Consider the following 20,188-nt stretch of genomic DNA (forward strand, 5'->3'; position numbering starts at 1 on the left):
GTTCTATTTTATTGTTCTAAAAGAAGATTAAATATCATAACAGTTATCGAAGCCAAGCTGAGAAGTGTCGTAAAAATATTGCCTATTCCCTTATTAGAGGTCTTTAAAATAGGTATTTATTTTTCATATTAAGTATACTATTTTGACTAAAATCTAACGAACAATAGCCTTTTATACGGTGCTTTTTATCTATGGTTCAGTCTTTATTACCTAATATTCTTGAGTTCATTTCACAAATAGATCCATTCGATAAACTCCCTCCTGACTTGCAGAAACATATTGCTAGCTCAGTCAATATCGCCTATTTGGTTCGTGGTGAAAAAATAGGCTTCCAACCCGGTGACCCAAAACGATATCTGCATATTATTCGCACCGGAGCCATGGAACAGCGCATGCAAAATGGTGTACTGAGAGCAAAATTAGGCTCTCAAGATTTGTTTGGTTTCACCTTTTTAGATGATCATGCAAACAACGAAGAAAGCTATGATGCCATTGCAGCAGAGTCTACTCTTTTGTATCAAATCCCCCATGAAGCACTAAAGAAGCTCTTAGAAGAACACCCAGAGTACGCTGAACACTTTGCCTCTCAAGCGCAGATACGTATTCAAAATGCCTTGAATGTCGTCTGGTCAGATAACGACAAAGGTATTTTTGTTAAAAAGGTTTCTGAAATCGCCACCAGCTCACCCGCTATTGTGAATGCCGAAATGAGCATACGTGAAGTCGCCCATGAGATGCGTAATGTGCTCAGGGTCAATACCGCCGTTGTCAAAAAGAAAGGCAGGATTGTTGGCCTGATGACAGACCGTGATATGACCCGCCGTGTTGTTGCAGAAGGCATTAGTACTGATAGGCCCATTAGCGATGTAATGACAAAGTCACCTCTCACCATTGGACCAAACGAATTAGTCCTTAAAGCCGCATCCATCATGATGCAAAACAATGTTCGTAGCTTACCTGTGGTGAGCGGCAATACAGTACATGGCTTGCTCACCCCTTACGATATGGTGCAAAAAAACCGCGTACAATCCCTCTTCTTGATCGATACTATTAAGCACACTAACTCAGCCGAAGCACTGGCAGAGCTAACTCAACAAAGGCAAGCCATTTTTGAAGCCTTGGTTGAAGGTAAAGTGAGCTCAGACATTATAGGCCAAGTCATGGCGATGATTTACGATGCATTTAACCGTCGGCTAATCCAGCTTGCCATTGAGAAATTTGGCACTCCACCCTGTAAATTTTCATGGATTGTTGCAGGTTCACACGCCCGTAATGAAATCCATATTGCATCTGACCAAGATAACGCTCTAATTATTGAAGACTCAGCCAGCGAAGATGACGTGAAATACTTCAAACTATTAGCTGACTATGTATGCAAGTCTTTAGCGGAATGCGGTTTCACTCTTTGTACTGGCAATTTTATGGCTTCCAACCCTCAGTGGCTGCAAAAATTGAGTGTTTGGAAGAAGTACTACCGTGATTGGATTACTTCTCCAGATCAGGATACCTTGCTAAATGCCAGCGTATTTCTTGAGACGCGTAGTATCTATGGCGAAGCCAATTACAATGAGCAACTCCACCAGCATCTGCATAAACTCATCGCACAAAACCGCAACTTTCTATCCATATTGGTGAAAGATGCGATTTCCGTTCACCCACCACTAGGCATTTTCAATAGCTTAGTATTAGAAAAAGGTGGGGCTAACAGCAATACCTTAAATATTAAAAGATATGCGATTACCTTGGTGGTTGACCTTGCTCGAATTTACGGCATTTCTGTTGGCTGTACCTCCACGAACACGGAAGAACGCTTTCGCTATGCCAATAAAAAAGGCGTGCTAAGCGAAGATGCCTTTAAAAACATAACGGGAACCTACCGCCTTATCTGCCAGCTAAGGTTCACCCATCAATATGAGGCAATGAAAAAAGGCGAAAAGCCCATAAACAACATTGACCCAAGCCTATTTGGTAGTTTTGAAAGAGCCCATTTAAAAGATGCTTTTCGAATTATTGCTAACTTACAAGATGCTGCAAAAATTAAGTTCGGTGAGGCTGGTGCATTTTGAAAAATTTACTTAATCGATTCCACCAGATTAATCAGCTTGAAAAGAGACGAGCGGCTTTACTCGCCAAAGATAACTTGCCCGGTATTATTGCTAAGCTACTAAAACAACCTTACCCAACACCTGATAGTAAGTTAAAAGACCTTGAGTTTCTCGTCTTCGATTTAGAAACAACGGGGCTCGACCCAAAAGAAGACCGTATATTAAGTATTGGATATCTGGAAATAAAAGACATGCGGGTAGATATCAGTACATCGGTTCATACCTATATCCAAGCGGAAAAGTACGTTAAAGCAGAAGCGGCAGTCATTAATCATATCGTTCCCGAAATGCTCTCTAGTGGACAGCCATTTGATGAAGCGATGGAAGCGCTATTTCTCGCTATGCAGGGAAAAGTGCTTATCGCCCATGGCACTGTCGTGGAAAAAAACTTTATCGACGCTTATGTGAAACGTCGCTATGACTTAGAGCCTTTACCTCTACTTTGGTTGGATACCTTGTTACTAGAAAAATCGCTATTACGTAACAAAAGTGATTCAGGCTCTGGGGATTATCAACTTGCATCGGTTCGAGAGCGCCATAACCTCCCACCCTACCATGCACACAATGCTTTATCAGACTCCATTGCCACAGGAGAGCTTTTTCTCGTTTTAACCAAAATCATTCATGGCAAATCCCCAGCATCCCTAAGGGGAGTATATAAAGCGATCCACGATAACTAGAGGTGATCCTACAGGCTTTCTTCAAATCTAGATGAGTGGAGAGACACCAATGAGGGCCTTATGAAGATAGGCAATAATGAAAAAGCTAGAAGCTAACGCAAAAGATACGGCCATTAGATCAAACCGAATAGATGATTCACTTGGCTTCACACCAGCCTGCCTATCACGTCGGCGATACACAACATAACTAGTTACAGACCAAGCTAAAAAACCACCAAATAGAACAAGATCTGCCAAATTGCCGTTACTTATCAAATGAGCAACCGCCCAAAGCTTAATAGCAATAAGAAAAGGGTAACCTACTTTGCTTTTAGTCTTGGTCTTAGGAATGATAGCCGCCCCCACAAAAAACAAAGCAATTACCATAAGTAATGATGTGATATGCCTTGTAAAAAGCGGTGGAAACCAGAGCCAAATAGGTTCTAGTCTAGCTTCTTGGTAACCCATAATAATAAAAGCTGTAGACAATAAAGATATCATCCCAATACGAGTATGCCATTGAAGTACGCCTTTACGCCCCGTCATATTTCTATCTCGCCATTCTGGCGCGACTAAACTGATCGAATGCACCGCAAAAAAAATCACTAACCCTACGGTTAACGTCAACATATAAGTTCTTCCTCAATTAGACGCTCACACTATACCCTCAACTTAAGCAGACCAACATCCCCACACCCAATCCTAGTCAATGATATAAAGGCAGCAGGAAAAATATAAATTTATTGATATAAATATTGAGGTATATCTAAAAGACCTGTAAAAAATATAAAAAGGTATGTATATCCTTATCAAGAAACGAGAATATACACACCCGCTGCGCCATCTCCTTGCGGGAAAATAGTTACATACCTGCTAGTATTATTGGACTGGATAAGGCCGCTATAACAATTAAAAGCACCTTAGTTTTCCAGAAAAGTATCCCAAGTGGATATAGAGCGTTAGGTGAGAAAGGAAATTTAACAAGGGAGTAGAAATGTTTAAGACACTGAAGATGCGGCTGTATATTTTAACATTAATGGTGATCATGCCTTGCTGTGTATTTATCTTTCTCGACTTCCAATATAATAAATCTTCGGCAAAAGCAGAGTTACTTAAAACCGCCCATTTAGCTTCATCACAAGCTGCTTCAACACAACAAAACTTAATTACTTCTACTCATTCTTTCTTAGCCTCTCTAGCCTCTTCACCAGAGCTACAAAACCCCGACTCACAAGAATGCCGAGAGTTCATAACTAAAATAACGTCCTTATCTGATCAATACGTCAATATTGGCGTCCCCAATAAAGACGGTATCTTGACCTGCAATGGAACCGAGTTAAACAAGCCAGTTAACGTTAAGGACCGAACCTATATTAACAATGCATTATCTAATAATGAGTTTTCTTCAAGCGGCGTTCTAAGTGATCGTGCTACAGGCCATCCAACAATTAACTTTGCCTACCCGGTACAAAGCAAATTTAATAATAAAGATATTGTAGGAGCCGCCGTCGCCGTCATTTCATTAAAATGGTGGGATGAATTACTAGAGAGTAGCCAGCTACCAGAGGGCAGCACCGCTTTCGTGTTAGACCATAAACAACAAGCTGTGGCTAGCTTCCCTGAAGGTACTGCCTATGAACCTCCCCAAGCATTCGAAAAGATATGGGCAGGAAAGGATGGTATCAGTCGAGTATTTAATAAGCACCACGTCTATAACAGCCAAAATGAAATCATTCTGACCTTCTTAACAGGTGTGGCAATTGACTCATCGCTACAGTCTATCAATGAGCGCTACGGGAATATTATCCTATCATTTTTTGCCATGATCATAGTCGTCCTTGCTTTATCACGTGCCTTCTTCATCAAATCGATATCTACACCGCTAAACACTATTTCAGATTTAGCACTTAGGTTAGGTAAGAATGAAGACGTAGACCATTACAACCCTACTTATGTGACTGAAATGGATCATCTGCAAAAGAGCTTCATGCAGATGGCCACACTCAAACGTGAAGCAGAACAACACAGCATTTCACAAGCGAAAACAGATACCCTCACTAATATCCCAAATCGGGATACCTTTTATGAAACCTTAGTTTCAGAGATTGAAATAGCTAAAAAGCACCATTCAAAACTTGGCTTAATACTTTTCGATTTAGATAATTTCAAAGATATCAACGACCTTCATGGCCATGATGTAGGCGATGAAGTCATCAAAAAAATGGCATTAAGGCTAATCCAAGAGCTTTACCATGCAAGTTATATTGGAAGGTTTGCTGGTGACGAGTTTATCTTCTTATTAAAAGACAATGTAACTTCCACTTCTCTACAAAAAGTGGCTAATGACATTAGTGACTTAATTAAAAAGCCTTATGAAATTACCACAGGTACCGCTTACATATCTGCAAGCTTGGGCATTGCTATGTATCCAAATGATGGAGAAACGGCCAAAGAGCTGATTAGTGCTGTCGATCAAGCTATGCACCTGTCCAAAAACCGAGGAAGAGATGTAACAAGCCTCTTTAATTGGGATTTAAAATATAAACTACTAGAAAAAACTCAGCTTATTCATGACCTACGCAAAGCAATTGTTAACAAAGAGTTCTATTTGGCTTACCAGCCTATAATCGACAATCAAGGAACAGTAGTAAAATTTGAAGCACTAATACGTTGGAATCACCCTACGAGAGGCTTTGTCTCTCCTGATAATTTTATTGGTTTAGCAGAAGGCTCAGGTCAAATTATCGAGATAGGTAACTGGGTGATAAAAGAAGCAAAGCAAGCTTTACCAGAAATCCAAAAGGTCTTCGGAGACGTGCAAGTTAGCGTCAACATTTCCCCCTTACAATTATCTAAGCAACATGGCCGCGAGCTTTCTAGTCTTTTACTGACAGATAGAAAATCAAAACACAATGGCCTAGTCGTTGAGATCACTGAAAACCTGCTGATGAATCTAGACGAAAATACACGTAAGTCTCTGCTAGATTTTAAAGATATGGACATTCAAGTCGCCTTGGATGACTTTGGAACAGGTTATTCTTCACTGTCCTACATTATGGATTATGATATTGATTATCTAAAAATAGATAAAAAGTTTGTTCAACAGATAAACGAATCCTCTAACTCGCCCTTATGTGAAACCATCATCTCCATGGCCCATCAGCTAAATATCAAAGTCATCGCTGAAGGCATAGAAACACAAAAACAAATGGAAGTGCTGTTGAGCTATGAATGCGATTATTTACAGGGGTTTTATTTTGCAAAGCCGATGCCGCTAGCCGAGCTTCTGGATTATAAGCAAGATAAGGCCTTTTGATCTCTGCTCTACTTAGAACTGGTATTTAATCTTTCAGGCTTATCAAGCAATAAAAAGTAATGGGGCGCTGGGTAAGATTAAAGACTGTCCCCTACTTTTTTCGACAATGGTACGTAAGAGCTGCATAGACAAAATGTTTAATCAAAGTTTCTGATGGATTGTCCCGCACATCGAAGATAATACTGCGATTTCCGTCATACATTTGATCTGGATATATTTCTTTAAACTCACTTATCAAAGAAGACTGACAATGCACTGACATAGCATATTTTGTCTCTTCTGATTTTAGCTTAGATAGCCTCAAGGTTGTTCCACTCTTAGGAGAGGATGTTAGATAACTAGGTACTCCCCACTTCAGAGTTTCTTCAATGTGACCTATTTCCTCTGCTTCCTCTGCGATTTCGAAAATAAATGCTCTGGTCTGTAATAGCTTATCCCTAATACTATCGGGAAAAGCCATATAAACCTGCTCCACTTCTAAATTTGAGAACATGTCAGTCACCATAAATCAAAAGTCTTTAAATAAAGGAATTCTGAGTCTTACATATAGACTATTATGTTACAAAACACTGTGAGGGTGAGCATATACATGAAAAAAGACGTTGTTTTGATAACTGGTGCTTCATCTGGCTTAGGCCTTGAGATTGCTAGGCAGGTTATAGCAACTAACCTGTACCGTGTCGTTTTAACAGCAAGGCCGAATTCATTAAAACGCTTCCAAAGCGAAGATATTATTGAAAGCAACGACATCATCCTACGACCTCTCGATATCACTTGTCCTGAGATGAGAGCCGCTCTAATTAGTGAAATCAATGAGCAATACGGTGGTGTCGACATTCTTATTAATAATGCAGGCTTCGCATTCAGAGCTGTTGTGGAAGATGTCTCCGAAGAAAATCGCCTAATGCAAATGAATACAAATTTCAGATCCCCCATGGAACTCACTCGATTATGTCTACCGAGTATGAGGCAAAAAAGAAAAGGCAAGATTATTAATATTTCCTCCATGGGAGGGCAAATGGCTATGCCAACTATGGCAGTGTATAGCGCTTCTAAACATGCCCTTGAAGGTGCGACAGAAAGTTTGTGGTATGAGTTAAAGCCTTGGGATATTAAAGTCACACTCATACAACCCGGATTTATTAACTCCAAGGGCTTTGAAAAAGTAAAGAAAACAGAGTTAAGTCAGCAATCATCAGAAGAGAAAGATTCTGCTTACCACCAGCATTACGTCAATATGGAAAATTTCATTGATAAAATCATGCGGATAACACCTTACACATCAAAAACTGTGGCCCTTAAAGTGTTAAAAGTTATGCGTGCGAAAAATCCTCCTCTACGGGTGGCAGGCACTCCAGATGCTGTTTTCTTTAAATTAATGAGAACCTTGATTCCCCAACGCATTTATCACTGGATCTTATATCGGTGCCTACCCAACATTAATAAGTGGGGAAAATAACCACCAATTAAGAGCGAAACCTTATAACAATAACTTAACCTGCTTTTTAAGTTCTGGTAACACCTCTAGTGCAAACCAAGAGTTATTCTTTAGCCAGCGATTATTTCGGGGGCTAGGATGAGGCATAACTAACCTAGTTGGCCAGCCTGTGCGCCACTGTTTAACTGTTTCAGTTAACGTACTGGAGGCTTCTTCTTTAAGGTGCCAAGCAATGGCGTATTGCCCTATTACTAATGTTAGACGCACATTGGGCAATACACTAAGCAAGGAGGCCCGCCACTCAGCCGCACATTGCGCTGGGGGTGCAAGATCACCACTTTTACCTGTTCCCGGATAACAAAAAGCCATAGGCAAAATAGCGACTTTTTTATCATCGTAAAACTCTTCACGACTCAGTCCCATCCAGTCACGTAATCGGTCTCCAGAAGGATCGTCAAAAGGTATGCCTTTATGGTGAGTTATCTGGCCGGGGGCTTGCCCAGCAATCAATATTTTTGCTTCGGGGTTAAATTGTAAAATGGGCTTAGGGTCGAAAGGTAAGTTGGCACACAATGAACAGTTATGAACCTTATCCAAAAGAGCTGAAGCTTCATGTACTTTTATATATTGCTCTTCCACCATTCAACCCCATCTTAATTTACTGGCCAGTCCAACTAATAACGCCCCTTCAAAGAAAGAGATATATAATCCCCATAGTGCCCTATAAAGTGAAACATAATAAGAGACTTACACTGCAATTCTTCATCCCAACATGTGAAAAGAAAAGATAGAAACTTAATATTAAATTTCTATCTTTTATCAGCATTTTCGCTAGAAATAGCCCCCTAATTTACCTAGAATACGCCTTTTTCAAGCTCGAGCAGACAACCATGTTAAAGACGCCTTATTATCTGATAGATAAAGCCGCTCTTCTTAAAAATCTAGAGAAGATTGCCTATGTTCGCCAAGTATCTGGCGCTAAGTCCTTGTTGGCTCTAAAGTGCTTTGCAACATGGTCTGTGTTTGATCTCATGCAAGAATATATGGATGGCACCACCTCCTCTTCTCTCTACGAAGTGAAACTAGGCAAGACCAAGTTTCAAGGAGAAACACACGCTTACAGTGTTGCCTACGCCGATGAGGAAATAGAAGAAGTCCTAGCGCATTCAGATAAAATCATCTTCAACTCTATTGGGCAATTCAACCGTTTTAAAGAGATAAGCCAAAACAAAACTCGTGGCCTAAGAGTCAATCCTCAGGTCAGCACATCAGAATTCTTAATCGCCGACCCTGCAAGGCCCTTTAGCCGCTTAGGGGAATGGGACCCAGAAAAAATTGCCACTGTCATCGAAGGTATTTCTGGCTTTATGTTCCACAACAATTGTGAGAATGATGACTTCGATCGCTTCGATGAGATGCTGACTCTGATAGAAGAACGCTTTGGTCATTTAATCCAGCAGGTTAAGTGGGTTAGCCTTGGGGGCGGTATTCACTTCACAGGAGAAGACTACCCACTGGATAAATTCTGCCAGCGTTTAAAATCCTTCTCAGAAAAGTACGATATTCAGGTCTATTTAGAACCCGGTGAAGCCTCAATCACCAAAAGTACAAGCTTAGAAGTCACTGTGCTCGATACCTTATTTAACGGTAAAAACCTTGCAGTAGTAGACAGCTCTATCGAAGCACATATGCTAGATTTATTGATTTATCGTGAGAATGCCAAAATGGCACCTTGTGATGGCGAACATGAATACATGGTCTGCGGAAAATCTTGCCTTGCTGGCGATATCTTTGGTGAGTTCAAATTTGATAAACCTCTGCAAGTTGGCGACCGTTTGTCTTTTCAAGATGCAGCAGGTTACACCATGGTGAAAAAGAACTGGTTTAATGGGGTAAAAATGCCCTCCATTGCGATTCGTCAACTGGATGGCAATATCGAATTGGTTAGAGAATTTGATTATCAAGATTTTGAAAGCAATTTATCTTAACTCGGCTCACACACTCAGCCCAGATTTATAAACTTTGGAGATACAGAAAACATGAAACAAAATGTCCTCATTATTGGCGGCGGTGGTGTAGCACGTGTTGTTGCCCACAAATGTGCTCAACATAACGATGCCTTAGGCAAACTTTCTATCGCCTCTCGTAGCGTAGATAAATGTGAAGAAATCGTTGCTAGTGTATTAGAAAAAGGCAGCATGAAAGTTGAAGGCAGCTTCAAAGCCTACGCTTTAAACGCCCTAGACGTTGCAGCAACTGTAAAACTTATACAAGACACTGAGTCTGAGATTGTTATCAACGTAGGTTCGGCTTTTATCAATATGTCGGTACTTGAGGCCTGCATCGAAACAGGCGCAGCTTACCTAGATACAGCCATTCATGAAGAGCCAGAGAAAATTTGTGAGCAACCACCTTGGTATGCCAACTACGAATGGCAGCGTCGTGAGCGTTGTAAAGACAAAGGCGTCACAGCCATTCTAGGTGTGGGTTTTGATCCAGGTGTGGTAAACGCTTATGCTGCTTTGGCTTACAACGACTACTTCGATACAGTAAGCGACATCGATATTATCGACATCAACGCGGGTAGCCATGGCAAATACTTCGCTACAAACTTTGACCCTGAAATCAACTTCCGTGAGTTCACAGGTCGCGTTTACTCTTGGCAAGACAGCCAATGGCAAACCAACAAGATGTTTGAAATCAGCCGTACTGACGACCTACCCGTTGTTGGTAAGCAAACAGCTTACATGACAGGCCATGATGAAGTGCATTCTATTTCGCAAAACCTAGACGTACCTAACGTACGTTTCTGGATGGGCTTCGGCGAACATTACATTAACGTTTTCACTATCCTCAATAACTTAGGGCTTTTGTCTGAGCAACCTGTTACTACCGCAGAAGGTCTAGAAGTGGTGCCATTAAAAGTGGTGAAAGCCGTTCTTCCTGACCCTTCTTCCCTTGCTCCTGAATACACAGGTAAAACTTGCATCGGCGATGTGGTAAAAGGCATTAAAGATGGTAAAGAAAAAGAAGTCTTCATCTACAATGTGTCAGACCACAAAGATGCTTACAACGAGGTGGGTAGCCAAGGCATTTCTTACACAGCTGGTGTACCGCCTGTTGCTGCAGCACTTCTCGTTGCAAACGGCACATGGGATACAAACGAAATGCGTAACGTTGAGCAGCTAGATCCCAAACCTTTCCTAGGTTTGCTTAACGACATGGGCTTACCAACACGCATTAAAGACGAAGACGGCGACCGTCCTTTTACTCTGTAAAATCGCTTAGCGGCTAACTTAGAAAAGCCATTAAAAATAACCCCGTATCAATCCTATTGATACGGGGTTATTTTGTTCAACTCTACGAATCATTTTCAATGTTCAAGAATAACAATTTTATTATTTTGGCTTGTGTCTATCCTCACCTTCCCGCCAATAGGAAAAGTAACGTGGGGTGTCGTATGCCCGAAGCTCACATCATACAAAATTGGCAGCCCTTCTAATTCTTTTTTACTTTTCAGTATTTTGATTAAAAGTGCTTCTGCTATTTGGGATTTCTTCTGAAACCGACCGATAACCAAGCCTTTCACTTTATCAAAATCTCTTTGATGAATCAGAGATTGTAGATCTCGATCAAAGTTTTCAGGAAAGGTCAGTTCATCATCCTCAAGAAATAAAACAGTATCCACAAGAGATGGCATAAAATCGGTTCCTTGAAGCAAATTCAAAGTGCATAAGTTGCCGCCAATAATAGTCCCTTCTACTGCTCCTTCATTCAGTACTTTAATTCCTTCATCTTGATAGAAGACTCTACTCTCTTGATCTAGGTACCAAGCATCGTCACTCCATTCGTTAGTGTTTTCAATAGCGTAACGCTCACCTGAAAATAAAGCCTTTTTCAGATAGCCTAAGGAATGATCCAAGCCTTTAAGCATACTTAAAGTGGAATACGAGGGGCCCGAATAAGTGACTAGCCCTGTTTTATGGAATAACGCATTAGACAAAGCTGTGGTATCCGAAAAACCACAGAAGATTTTAGGATTGTTCTTCACTATTGAGTAATCAAGGTATTGCAATATCTGGTTTACATTATGGCCACCGATCACAGTGAAAATCGCCTTCACATTTTTATCCAAAAAAGCGTCATGTAAATCTTGAACTCTTTCTTCAATAGACGATGATGCAAACTCATCTATCACCTCACAGTGTTTCGAAAAAGATAAGGTTAGACCCAATTCTGTAAATCTTTTATTCGCCAATGCTCTGTTTTCTTGACTGATGATGGCTAGACTGCGTGAAGGAGCCACTACTCTTACTTCGTCACCTGCTTTTAGCTTTTGGGGAATGAGCATTTTCTATTCCTTTATTAAATTCTCTCACTAATAACCCTTACCTATTCAAACTCATATAATCATTATGCTTTCATTCAAAAGCAAGCTCATAATAGTTATCAAATTCTTCTTCATGGGTTTTCACAAAACCATGGGCCATATAGAAGTTATTGGATCGACTACCCTTCAAAGCGCCAAGGCGAATTGCTTTCTTCTCCGAAACACCCATATCAATAATAGAAAGCAGAATTTCTGACCCCACTCTTTTGCCTTGGTAAGACGGATGTACGTATAGGTGATCGAGGAATAAATGATCTTTATGATTTTCTATCACATAAAAAGCCACCAGCTTCTCGCCATCTATCACTTTATGGGTGTTGCTAGATTGAAAGGACGATAAGAATCTCTCCCTTGCTCTTTTCGGGTCAAAGCGTCCTATCGACTCCAAACTTTCACGCATAGCCAAGACCCTAAGCTCAGCTAACGCCAGGCCATCATCGCCTTTTGCAATTTCTACCTTCATATTTTATCGACCTAACGTCAAAATCAACTAAAGTCACTCACCTCGGACAACCTAAGGGCCACTAACCGCTTTCTATCAACACTAGCAAAACAGGTGAAAAACATCTCATTAATTAATATAAATTGAAGAAAACAAAGAAAAACAGACATTTTTTCAACTTTTTTCAGCCGTTTTTTAAAACTGCCATTCCCCATACCCTCCCTTTTAAGAAATACAATTTCACAACCTATTCATAAAAAACTAAAATGGGAATAAAATACCTTAAAATTAAAAATTTAGAGAACAAAATGAACTTAGATAACACAGATTTGCAACTACTTGCCTTAATTCAATCCGATGATAGTATTTCTATAGATTCAATGGCACAGCAAGTAGGGCTATCAAAAACTCCCTGCTGGAGACGTGTTCAAAAGCTAGAAAAAGCGGGATTTGTAAAGCGGCGAGTCGCACTATTAGACGCAGATAAGTTAGGTCTTGGGGTATCTGTTTTCATGCAGGTAAAAACCAATAAACACGATGCCAACTGGTCAGCCGAGTTTGTTCGAATCGTTGCCGAGTTTCCCGAGGTAGTCGAGTTTTATCGCATGGCGGGCGACTACGACTACCTACTTCGAGTGTTGGTAAAAGATATTCCAGCGTTCGACCAATTTTATAAACGATTAATCAGTGCCACCTCCCTGACGGATGTTACCTCTAACTTCGCCATGGAGCAGATAAAATGGACGACAGAATTGCCCTTACCTAAAGCAGATAAGAGCTAATCAGACTATTTTATTGGCTGGCATGAAACCAAAAGGAAAACTATTTCATGTCAGTGACAGAATTAAAAGACACTAACAAATCGACAGTAGAGCATGAGTTACTGTCACGTATCCGCCAAGGCGTCATAGGTAAAGACACGCAAATCACGACCCCTTTTGGGAAAAGAACCCTGACTTATGCGGATTATACGGCTTCTGGTCGTAGCCTAGACTTCATAGAAGATGCCATACGTCAGCAAGTATTGCCTTTATATGCCAATACACACACAGAATCTAACGCCACTGGGCAGCAAACCACGGCATTTCGAGAACAAGCTCGGGAGTTCATTCGCAACGCAGTCAATGCCAATCAAGAACACCTTGTCTTATTCTGTGGAAGCGGTGCTACAGCAGCCATCAACACTCTGATTAGCCAACTGGGGTTACGTGAATTAGGTGAAGCTGAAAAAAACGAAGTATGTGTCATCATTGGCCCCTACGAGCACCACTCTAATGAGCTACCTTGGCGTGAGCTTGGGGTAAACATGGTTCGCATTCCTGAAGCCCAATCTGGTGGTGTGTGTTTAGAGTCCTTAGAAAAACAGCTTGTTGCTCACCAAGGCAAGCGCCTTATCGGTAGCTTCAGTGCCGCTTCCAATGTGACGGGCATTCTTTGTGATCAAAATGCCATTACTCAACTATTGCATCAGTATGGCGCTCTATCCTTCTGGGATTTTGCGGCTGCCGCACCTTATGTTGATATAGACATGGTACCAACAGATAACGCAGCTTTCGCAAAAGATGCCATCTTCTTTTCAACCCATAAATTTATTGGTGGCCCCGGTACACCGGGTATTTTGGTTGTTCGCAAAGATATTATTGTTAATCAGAAACCCAGCCATATTGGTGGTGGCACCGTGTCTTTTGTGACTCCCGATGACCATACCTTTTTACCCATAGGTGAACGACGAGAAGAAGGCGGTACCCCCAGCATTGTAGACTCTATTCGCGCAGGCTTGGTCTTCCAACTAAAGCAAAGTGTTGGGGCAAAATTCATTGAGGAAAGAGAACACAAGTTAGTTAATATCATTGAAAAACGTTGGAGTAATCAACCCAATGTTGAGCGATTGGGAAATGCAGACGCATCACGTTTATCCATCACAGCTTTTCGCATTAAAACAGAATTTGGCTATTTACATCACGGCTTTGTCACCGCACTACTCAATGACTTATTTGGCATCCAAGTAAGAGGTGGTTGCTCTTGCGCTGGGCCATACGGCCATGAATTACTATCCCTAGACTCTGAGAAAACGGCTCGCATTCAATCGTCCTTAAAACAAGGTGAAAAGCTAGTAAAGCCGGGTTGGGTTCGACTCAACTTAAACTACTTTATCGAAGAGAGTGAAGCGCATTTCATTCTAGACGCAATCGACTTCATCGCTGAATATGCGTTAGCAATTTTACCTTATTATGCTTACGATCAATCCACCGATTTATGGCGTTTCCAAGGCAAGTCGATAAAAACCAAAGCGCTAGAGGAGCTGCTGTGGTCTCAAGGTTCAACACCACCACCCGCGGACAACAAAACACTTTACCTGTATAAGGCATTAAAAGTTGTTCAAGACTGTAAGGATGGGAAATATGTACAACAAGAGCAGCCTTTCAACATGCTTTTTAATGACATAAAAGACTTTGTGTTGGTGGGAGATATTCTCTAAACAAAAATTTTATAAAGCTCATTAGATCAACTAAATAACCTAATGAGCTTTATAACTTCAACTCTCTAGCTTTTAACTTTATATCTCTGTATATCTTTAAGCATGCTATCGGCAATCGAAGAAAGCTCTGTTGCAGAAACTGAAATGGCTTCTGCCCCTTGGCTATTTTCTCCGGCATGTTGACCAATTTGCGTTGAGATTTCAGCTATATTAATGATGCTATCCAATTGCTGATCAGCAGAGGCATTAACAACTTGGTTGACATTATCAAGCTCTACCATATTAGCAACGATATCACGTAATACTTGATGAACATTTTCTGCTAATGCAACAGAGTTCGACACTTGATCATTACCAGTTTTAATCAATCCTGACGCTTTAACAGCACTATCTTTTAACTGGTTTATGATTTTTGATATTTCTTCTGTCGAATCTTGAGTACGTTTTGCAAGGGTTCTCACTTCATCGGCCACTACTGCAAAACCACGGCCTTGCTCACCGGCCCTAGCCGCTTCGATAGCCGCATTTAGTGCTAATAAATTAGTTTGATCTGCAACTGAGTGGATAACATCTACCATGCCGACAATATCGCTTACACTTTGATTCAAGTTATCCACTTCATTATTCGCTTCTGAAATATCCCTTGCCGTTTGCTTGATTCCTTTGACGGTTTCATCAACAGCCGCTTCCCCGTTCTCTGCACTAGTTTTTGATTCCAGTGCGTAACGCGCTGATGTTTTAAGCTCATCTGACGCCTGTTTTATGCCAGTAGAGACAGCATCAATCAATGAGACAGAGCGTTCGATATTTTCTTGCTGCTGAGATAAATTTGTTTGGCTCTGTAGTGTAATCGTAGCAGTAGATTTACTCTCATCTGCAATCGTTGTCGAATAGTGTTGGAAACTTGCAAAGTCATTTCGCAACCTATCAAACGTTTTATTCAACAACTCTGCGACCCTACCTAAGTCATCATTACTTACTATCGAAATAGTATTCGAAATATCATGTTGATCTTCCACTTTAGACATCACTTTCTTAATCAAGCGAGCTTGTTCTTGGCTTTTTTGTAAAACCCTGTAGAGAACATAAGCGAACAACAGCAACATGAGGAATAAGACCACTGTAATAGCCATGGTTACGATGCTAGTACGAATTTCCGATTCAGCATTGACAGTAATTTTTTCCAGTAACGTATCTTCTACATTCTTTAAAAGATTAATACGCTCAGTCGCAGCCTTGAACCACTCTGATGCACTCTGCTCCATTGCAGAGCCCAAATTTGATAAAACATAGTCACGGAAGCTTTCTACTTTGCTGTTTTCTGGGCTCTTTTCAAAAGCTTCTAGCTCACTTGCAAAGTCATATGCGGCTAAATCTTGGGCTTCACTGAAATAGGTTCTTTGTTTAATTAGCAGTTCAGAGAATCGTCCATATAAAGCGTCACTCATTTCGCCTTTTGCAAAGACATTACTTAATACCGCTCTTTCAATACCAGACTGTTCTTTCGTATAAGCTAGGTTATATAAAGTTGTTAAATCGCGTAATGCCTCTATATCGCCGGCATCATGAGCTAAAACACTATTAAAATGCAGTAAGTAATAATTACCCTTTGTGTAATAGGAAAGCGCTTCTCCTAAGGGCATAGATAGACTATCGACGCGGGAGCGAACAGCGCTTAATGAGGACAAATGTTTATTGAACGCCGCTATTTCTTCAACTGTCGCAGGGGGAAAATCATGGGTCGAAGCGAAACTCTGTAGATCCGCATTTTTCGTATCGACTAAGGCGCGCTGTTTCTTAATTTCAGCGCCAAACTGCTGCCCTTTAGATCCAAGGAAGCCAGCGGTCATACCACGTTCTTTTTGCATTTCATGAAGCAAAGCACTCGTTAAAGCAACAACTCTGGCATTATCATGAGTATGCATGGATTTATTATAATCACGAGCTGAATTGACTAAAGAAAGAGTCATTAGTATTAACAAAATTAGAGTTGGTAACAAAGAGATCTTAGAGAGGTTCTTCGACAAATACTTTTGCATAAATACAACCTTTTATTTTGATACAACATTAAAATAAAACTTTATACGATTTTATTTAGTAAATATGTATGGTTTTTGTTTACAGACCTTTTGTACTTCCCATTAAATATAATTTGTATAAAAAGTCCTTTTTTATACAAAAAAGCAAAGATTGAGCCAATGAAAGGTGTTTCTATCTAAAATCTTAATATTAGTTTAAATTTAGCCTTACCTTGGTACTATTTTCGTAGTTCATCATAGGCTAATAACAATGAATACTAGATGATATGAGGAAAAGTAAGGGTGAAAAGGATCAACGTATTTCCAAAGGCTTCTATAAGCACAATATTTATTCGAAAAAATGCCCTAACTCTAATTATTACTCTATTAATTAGCGCTTGTGCCTCGAAAACCACCCTTGAAAAATATCAAGCCAAAGCTGATGAAGGCAACGTAAAAGAGCAGCTAATTCTTGCAGATAGTTACTTTTATGGCACTAAAGACCTAGCTCGAAACAAAGAAAAAGCCATTGAGTATTACCGACTAGCAGCAGATAACGGCAGTGATTCCGCCGCCTTTAATCTGGGGATCATTTATCAAAAAGATAAGCTTTATAGTGAGTCGGTGTATTACTATGAAATCGCAGCAGAGGCTGGAAACCCGAAAGCACAAGATAATCTAGGCATCCTTTACCACCATGGTATAGGCATTGAACAAAACTGGGATAAAGCGGAACAACTCTACCTAAGTGCTTTGGAAAATGGCAGCCAATATAGTCAACGTAATTTGGCCATACTATACAAAGACAGTGGACAAGCGCTCAAAGCCATAGAAGCGTTTAAAACTTTGGCTTTCAGTGAAACTTCAGACAATATTCCTTATAAGTTTAAAAGTGGTGTTGCCCAGACGCTTATGGACTTATATCTAGATCAAAGCGACCTTAACAAGGCTTATATATGGGGCTCAACCGCCATTCTTTCTGGCTTATTTGATAGCAAAATAAAAGATGCTAATGCCATTAAAGAGCGCTATGAAGGCTTGCAAGCACAACTTACAAAAACCGAAAGAAAGAGCTTAATAAAAGACATTCTTGTTACCCACTACAACAGCTTTCAGCAATTCGAAAAAACCATAGAAAGATATGAAGAATTCCTTATCAGCGATGGATTAATAAAACCACCTACTGATAAACTGATAAATCTGACTGGCTATAAAATCCATTATAAAAAGGACATTTATCAAGGCATTAACCAATTCAAAGGCAAAGATGATAAAAAGTCTCGTATCAACTTCGCCCTATACAATTTAAAAATGTCCGCCTATGAGGTTTCATTAGGAGCCATTAGCCCCCACTTCCATTCTGCAAAGTCTTATATTGAAGAGAGCTTAGAGATTTTGGACGATTACACAGATAAAAATTTAGCATTTCTAAAGCAAACTACCACTTTAAAACTCGCTATTGTTCAAGATGCCGCAGCCTACCAGAAAAGCATGCTTACCAAGTAAGATAAAGTAATGCGGTAAATAAAGGGAAACTACAGCCCTTTGCTAGCCAATAATCCCCTAAAAAGACAAAGGCGCATTATCTTGCACTTCTTTCATAACAAAAAAAGTTCTTAATTGTCTAACTGAGGGTAAATCAAGCAGCTGGCTACTATGCAGTTTATTAAAGCCTGCCATGTCCTTTACTCTAACTTTTAGAAAATAATCGAAATCACCAGCCACTAAATAGCAATCCAATATGAAGGAAAATTTCTTAATCGCACTTTCAAATGAAGCAAAGCTTTCTTGAGTTGATCTATCTAGTACCACCCCGACTAATACTAATGTACTGCGATCAACCTTCTCGGGAGCAATGATTGCCCTTGTTTCACTGATATACCCATCTTTAAAAAGCTGAGAAGTACGGCGATGACACGTAGCCGGGCTCACATTTACTTTCTCTGATAAGTCCGCATTCGTTAAGCGGCCATCCTTTTGAAGTAGTTGGAGAATTTTTTTATCAACTTTATTCATAAGCATATCTTCCAAACATTATGAGTCTTATGAAAGTATCATATAGATATGCATAAAACTATGAAATAAAACAAGCAAAAAGAGCCTATGATCCAGCCTAGTAAAGAAAGCCTCTGTTCAACACTATCATGTAGAGTTGAACAGAGGCCCACACTAAATTTTTTATCTAGTTAGTGAAGATGTCCTAACTTTTCAATATAAACATTAGGTACCTACACCATTAACCATTGCGGTATGTGTAGCTATATCCATTTAATGCTGGTGCACCACCTAAATGTACATAAAGCACTTTTGAGCCTTCTGGAATATCACCTTTACGAATGAGATCAATCATGCCTTGCATAGACTTACCCTCATACACAGGGTCAGTCATCATAGCTTCAGTTTGTGCCGCTAAACGAATTGCCTCATTGGTTTCTTCACTAGGCACACCATAAGCAGGATATGCATAATCTGGGTTAATGACGATTTCATCGTCAGTCACTTTCCTACCTAGCTCAACAAGGTCTGCCGCATTATCAACAATTTGACAAACTTGAGCTCTTGTTTGCTCAACGGTACCTGATGCATCAATACCAATTACTCGATCAGCTCGGCCTTGGTCAGCAAACCCGACGATCATACCTGCTTGCGTTGACCCAGTTACAACACACACAACTATGTAGTCGAACATGAAGCCCAACTCTTCTTCTTGCTTTTTAACCTCTTCAGCAAAAGCAACATAACCTATCGCACCGAACTTATTGACCGAACCACCAGCAGGAATACCATAAGGCTTGCCGCCTTCTGCTTTCACATCTTCAATTGCTGCTTCATAAGAAGTACGAATACCGATGTCGAAGCCATCATCTACGATACGGCTATCCGCACCCATTAAACGAGTCATCAGGATATTGCCAACACGGTCATAAACGGCATCTTCATGGGGCACCCAACTTTCTTGTACTAAACGACATTTCATCCCTACCTTAGCAGCCGCTGCAGCAACCATACGAGTATGGTTAGACTGAACACCACCTATAGAAACCAAAGTATCAGCACCTGAGGCAATAGCATCTGGCAAAATATACTCAAGTTTACGAAGCTTATTTCCTCCCATTGCTAAACCAGAGTTACAGTCTTCACGCTTAGCATAAATTTCTACTTTCCCACCTACAGCAGCAGAAAGGCGAGGTAAATGTTCAATCGCGGTTTCACCAAATGTAAGGGGGTATCGTTCAAATTTTTCTAGATTCATTGTTAGCACCTTTATTGAGTTTGTGTATATCTAGGCTAACTTTTTTAAAAGGAAATGTGCTTTCTTATTTTTAACAAAATAAGAAATT

17 protein-coding genes are annotated in these 20,188 nt (G+C 40.3%); 9 read left to right on the forward strand and 8 right to left on the reverse strand.

Annotation, left to right across the window (positions count from 1 at the left end; all coding sequences use genetic code 11):
* The first annotated feature begins 191 nt into the window (after positions 1-191).
* Positions 192-2,066, forward strand: coding sequence for a DUF294 nucleotidyltransferase-like domain-containing protein (locus OFY17_RS06080; RefSeq protein ID WP_263529837.1), 1,875 nt, complete (start codon positions 192-194; stop codon positions 2,064-2,066).
* Entirely contained in the window at positions 2,063-2,785 is a 723-nt protein-coding gene (locus tag OFY17_RS06085) for a 3'-5' exonuclease (RefSeq protein ID WP_263529838.1), read from the forward strand. The genes OFY17_RS06080 and OFY17_RS06085 overlap by 4 nt, the downstream gene beginning before the upstream one ends.
* A gap of 27 nt (positions 2,786-2,812) precedes the next feature.
* Here OFY17_RS06085 and OFY17_RS06090 read toward each other — a convergent pair whose 3' ends face one another.
* Complete coding sequence (locus tag OFY17_RS06090) at positions 2,813-3,394, reverse strand: NnrU family protein (protein ID WP_263529839.1); 582 nt, start codon at positions 3,392-3,394, stop codon at positions 2,813-2,815.
* Between the two features lie 364 nt (positions 3,395-3,758).
* Between OFY17_RS06090 and OFY17_RS06095 the strand changes: the two genes are divergently transcribed.
* Positions 3,759-6,080 (forward strand): bifunctional diguanylate cyclase/phosphodiesterase, encoded by a 2,322-nt coding sequence (locus tag OFY17_RS06095; protein ID WP_263529840.1) that lies wholly within the window; start codon positions 3,759-3,761, stop codon positions 6,078-6,080.
* Positions 6,081-6,171: 91 nt separating this feature from the next.
* On the opposite strand, the gene OFY17_RS06100 is transcribed toward OFY17_RS06095, so the two are convergent.
* On the reverse strand, positions 6,172-6,585 hold the full coding sequence (locus OFY17_RS06100) for a DUF1801 domain-containing protein (protein ID WP_263529841.1): 414 nt from the start codon (positions 6,583-6,585) through the stop codon (positions 6,172-6,174).
* Positions 6,586-6,669: 84 nt separating this feature from the next.
* On the opposite strand from OFY17_RS06100, the gene OFY17_RS06105 reads away from it, so the two are divergent.
* Positions 6,670-7,539: an SDR family NAD(P)-dependent oxidoreductase gene (locus tag OFY17_RS06105; protein WP_263529842.1), complete on the forward strand. Its 870-nt coding sequence runs from the start codon at positions 6,670-6,672 to the stop codon at positions 7,537-7,539.
* Between the two features lie 21 nt (positions 7,540-7,560).
* Here the strand turns inward: OFY17_RS06105 and OFY17_RS06110 are convergent, their stop codons facing one another.
* Positions 7,561-8,160 (reverse strand): uracil-DNA glycosylase family protein, encoded by a 600-nt coding sequence (locus OFY17_RS06110; protein ID WP_263529843.1) that lies wholly within the window; start codon positions 8,158-8,160, stop codon positions 7,561-7,563.
* A gap of 248 nt (positions 8,161-8,408) precedes the next feature.
* On the opposite strand from OFY17_RS06110, the gene nspC reads away from it, so the two are divergent.
* Together nspC and OFY17_RS06120 are read left to right on the forward strand one after the other, a co-directional pair.
* Entirely contained in the window at positions 8,409-9,506 is a 1,098-nt protein-coding gene (nspC, locus tag OFY17_RS06115; protein WP_263529844.1) for a carboxynorspermidine decarboxylase, read from the forward strand.
* A gap of 51 nt (positions 9,507-9,557) precedes the next feature.
* Positions 9,558-10,796, forward strand: coding sequence for a saccharopine dehydrogenase family protein (locus OFY17_RS06120; RefSeq protein ID WP_263529845.1), 1,239 nt, complete (start codon positions 9,558-9,560; stop codon positions 10,794-10,796).
* 95 nt (positions 10,797-10,891) lie between these two features.
* Here the strand turns inward: OFY17_RS06120 and OFY17_RS06125 are convergent, their stop codons facing one another.
* Both OFY17_RS06125 and OFY17_RS06130 read right to left on the reverse strand, forming a co-directional pair.
* Positions 10,892-11,869: a S66 family peptidase gene (locus OFY17_RS06125; protein ID WP_263529846.1), complete on the reverse strand. Its 978-nt coding sequence runs from the start codon at positions 11,867-11,869 to the stop codon at positions 10,892-10,894.
* A gap of 70 nt (positions 11,870-11,939) precedes the next feature.
* Positions 11,940-12,371: a GNAT family N-acetyltransferase gene (locus OFY17_RS06130; protein WP_263529847.1), complete on the reverse strand. Its 432-nt coding sequence runs from the start codon at positions 12,369-12,371 to the stop codon at positions 11,940-11,942.
* Between the two features lie 287 nt (positions 12,372-12,658).
* Between OFY17_RS06130 and OFY17_RS06135 the strand changes: the two genes are divergently transcribed.
* A complete protein-coding gene (locus OFY17_RS06135; protein WP_263529848.1) occupies positions 12,659-13,132 on the forward strand; it encodes an Lrp/AsnC family transcriptional regulator in 474 nt (157 codons plus the stop codon).
* Between the two features lie 47 nt (positions 13,133-13,179).
* On the forward strand, positions 13,180-14,829 hold the full coding sequence (locus OFY17_RS06140) for an aminotransferase class V-fold PLP-dependent enzyme (protein WP_263529849.1): 1,650 nt from the start codon (positions 13,180-13,182) through the stop codon (positions 14,827-14,829).
* A gap of 65 nt (positions 14,830-14,894) precedes the next feature.
* Here OFY17_RS06140 and OFY17_RS06145 read toward each other — a convergent pair whose 3' ends face one another.
* Positions 14,895-16,868: a methyl-accepting chemotaxis protein gene (locus OFY17_RS06145; RefSeq protein WP_263529850.1), complete on the reverse strand. Its 1,974-nt coding sequence runs from the start codon at positions 16,866-16,868 to the stop codon at positions 14,895-14,897.
* Between the two features lie 282 nt (positions 16,869-17,150).
* Between OFY17_RS06145 and OFY17_RS06150 the strand changes: the two genes are divergently transcribed.
* Positions 17,151-18,353, forward strand: a complete 1,203-nt coding sequence (locus tag OFY17_RS06150; RefSeq protein ID WP_263529851.1) for a tetratricopeptide repeat protein — start codon at positions 17,151-17,153, stop codon at positions 18,351-18,353.
* A gap of 57 nt (positions 18,354-18,410) precedes the next feature.
* On the opposite strand, the gene OFY17_RS06155 is transcribed toward OFY17_RS06150, so the two are convergent.
* A complete protein-coding gene (locus OFY17_RS06155) occupies positions 18,411-18,863 on the reverse strand; it encodes an Lrp/AsnC family transcriptional regulator (protein WP_263529852.1) in 453 nt (150 codons plus the stop codon).
* A gap of 220 nt (positions 18,864-19,083) precedes the next feature.
* Positions 19,084-20,100 (reverse strand): 1-aminocyclopropane-1-carboxylate deaminase, encoded by a 1,017-nt coding sequence (locus OFY17_RS06160; protein WP_263529853.1) that lies wholly within the window; start codon positions 20,098-20,100, stop codon positions 19,084-19,086.
* Positions 20,101-20,188 lie beyond the last annotated feature (88 nt).

The sequence above is a fragment of the Marinomonas sargassi genome (assembly GCF_025716875.1).
In the GTDB taxonomy this organism is placed as follows: domain Bacteria; phylum Pseudomonadota; class Gammaproteobacteria; order Pseudomonadales; family Marinomonadaceae; genus Marinomonas; species Marinomonas sargassi.

Excerpts from the sequence above, each read along its gene's own strand:
- OFY17_RS06155 (WP_263529852.1), bottom strand. The coding sequence starts at position 18,863 with ATGAATAAAGTTGATAAAAAAATTCTCCAACTACTTCAAAAGGATGGC.
- OFY17_RS06130 (WP_263529847.1), bottom strand. The coding sequence starts at position 12,371 with ATGAAGGTAGAAATTGCAAAAGGCGATGATGGCCTGGCGTTAGCTGAG.
- OFY17_RS06120 (WP_263529845.1), top strand. The coding sequence starts at position 9,558 with ATGAAACAAAATGTCCTCATTATTGGCGGCGGTGGTGTAGCACGTGTT.
- nspC (WP_263529844.1), top strand. The coding sequence starts at position 8,409 with ATGTTAAAGACGCCTTATTATCTGATAGATAAAGCCGCTCTTCTTAAA.
- OFY17_RS06160 (WP_263529853.1), bottom strand. The coding sequence starts at position 20,100 with ATGAATCTAGAAAAATTTGAACGATACCCCCTTACATTTGGTGAAACC.
- OFY17_RS06095 (WP_263529840.1), top strand. The coding sequence starts at position 3,759 with ATGTTTAAGACACTGAAGATGCGGCTGTATATTTTAACATTAATGGTG.
- OFY17_RS06125 (WP_263529846.1), bottom strand. The coding sequence starts at position 11,869 with ATGCTCATTCCCCAAAAGCTAAAAGCAGGTGACGAAGTAAGAGTAGTG.
- OFY17_RS06105 (WP_263529842.1), top strand. The coding sequence starts at position 6,670 with ATGAAAAAAGACGTTGTTTTGATAACTGGTGCTTCATCTGGCTTAGGC.
- OFY17_RS06145 (WP_263529850.1), bottom strand. The coding sequence starts at position 16,868 with ATGCAAAAGTATTTGTCGAAGAACCTCTCTAAGATCTCTTTGTTACCA.
- OFY17_RS06110 (WP_263529843.1), bottom strand. The coding sequence starts at position 8,160 with ATGGTGGAAGAGCAATATATAAAAGTACATGAAGCTTCAGCTCTTTTG.
- OFY17_RS06090 (WP_263529839.1), bottom strand. The coding sequence starts at position 3,394 with ATGTTGACGTTAACCGTAGGGTTAGTGATTTTTTTTGCGGTGCATTCG.
- OFY17_RS06080 (WP_263529837.1), top strand. The coding sequence starts at position 192 with ATGGTTCAGTCTTTATTACCTAATATTCTTGAGTTCATTTCACAAATA.
- OFY17_RS06100 (WP_263529841.1), bottom strand. The coding sequence starts at position 6,585 with ATGGTGACTGACATGTTCTCAAATTTAGAAGTGGAGCAGGTTTATATG.
- OFY17_RS06135 (WP_263529848.1), top strand. The coding sequence starts at position 12,659 with ATGAACTTAGATAACACAGATTTGCAACTACTTGCCTTAATTCAATCC.
- OFY17_RS06140 (WP_263529849.1), top strand. The coding sequence starts at position 13,180 with ATGTCAGTGACAGAATTAAAAGACACTAACAAATCGACAGTAGAGCAT.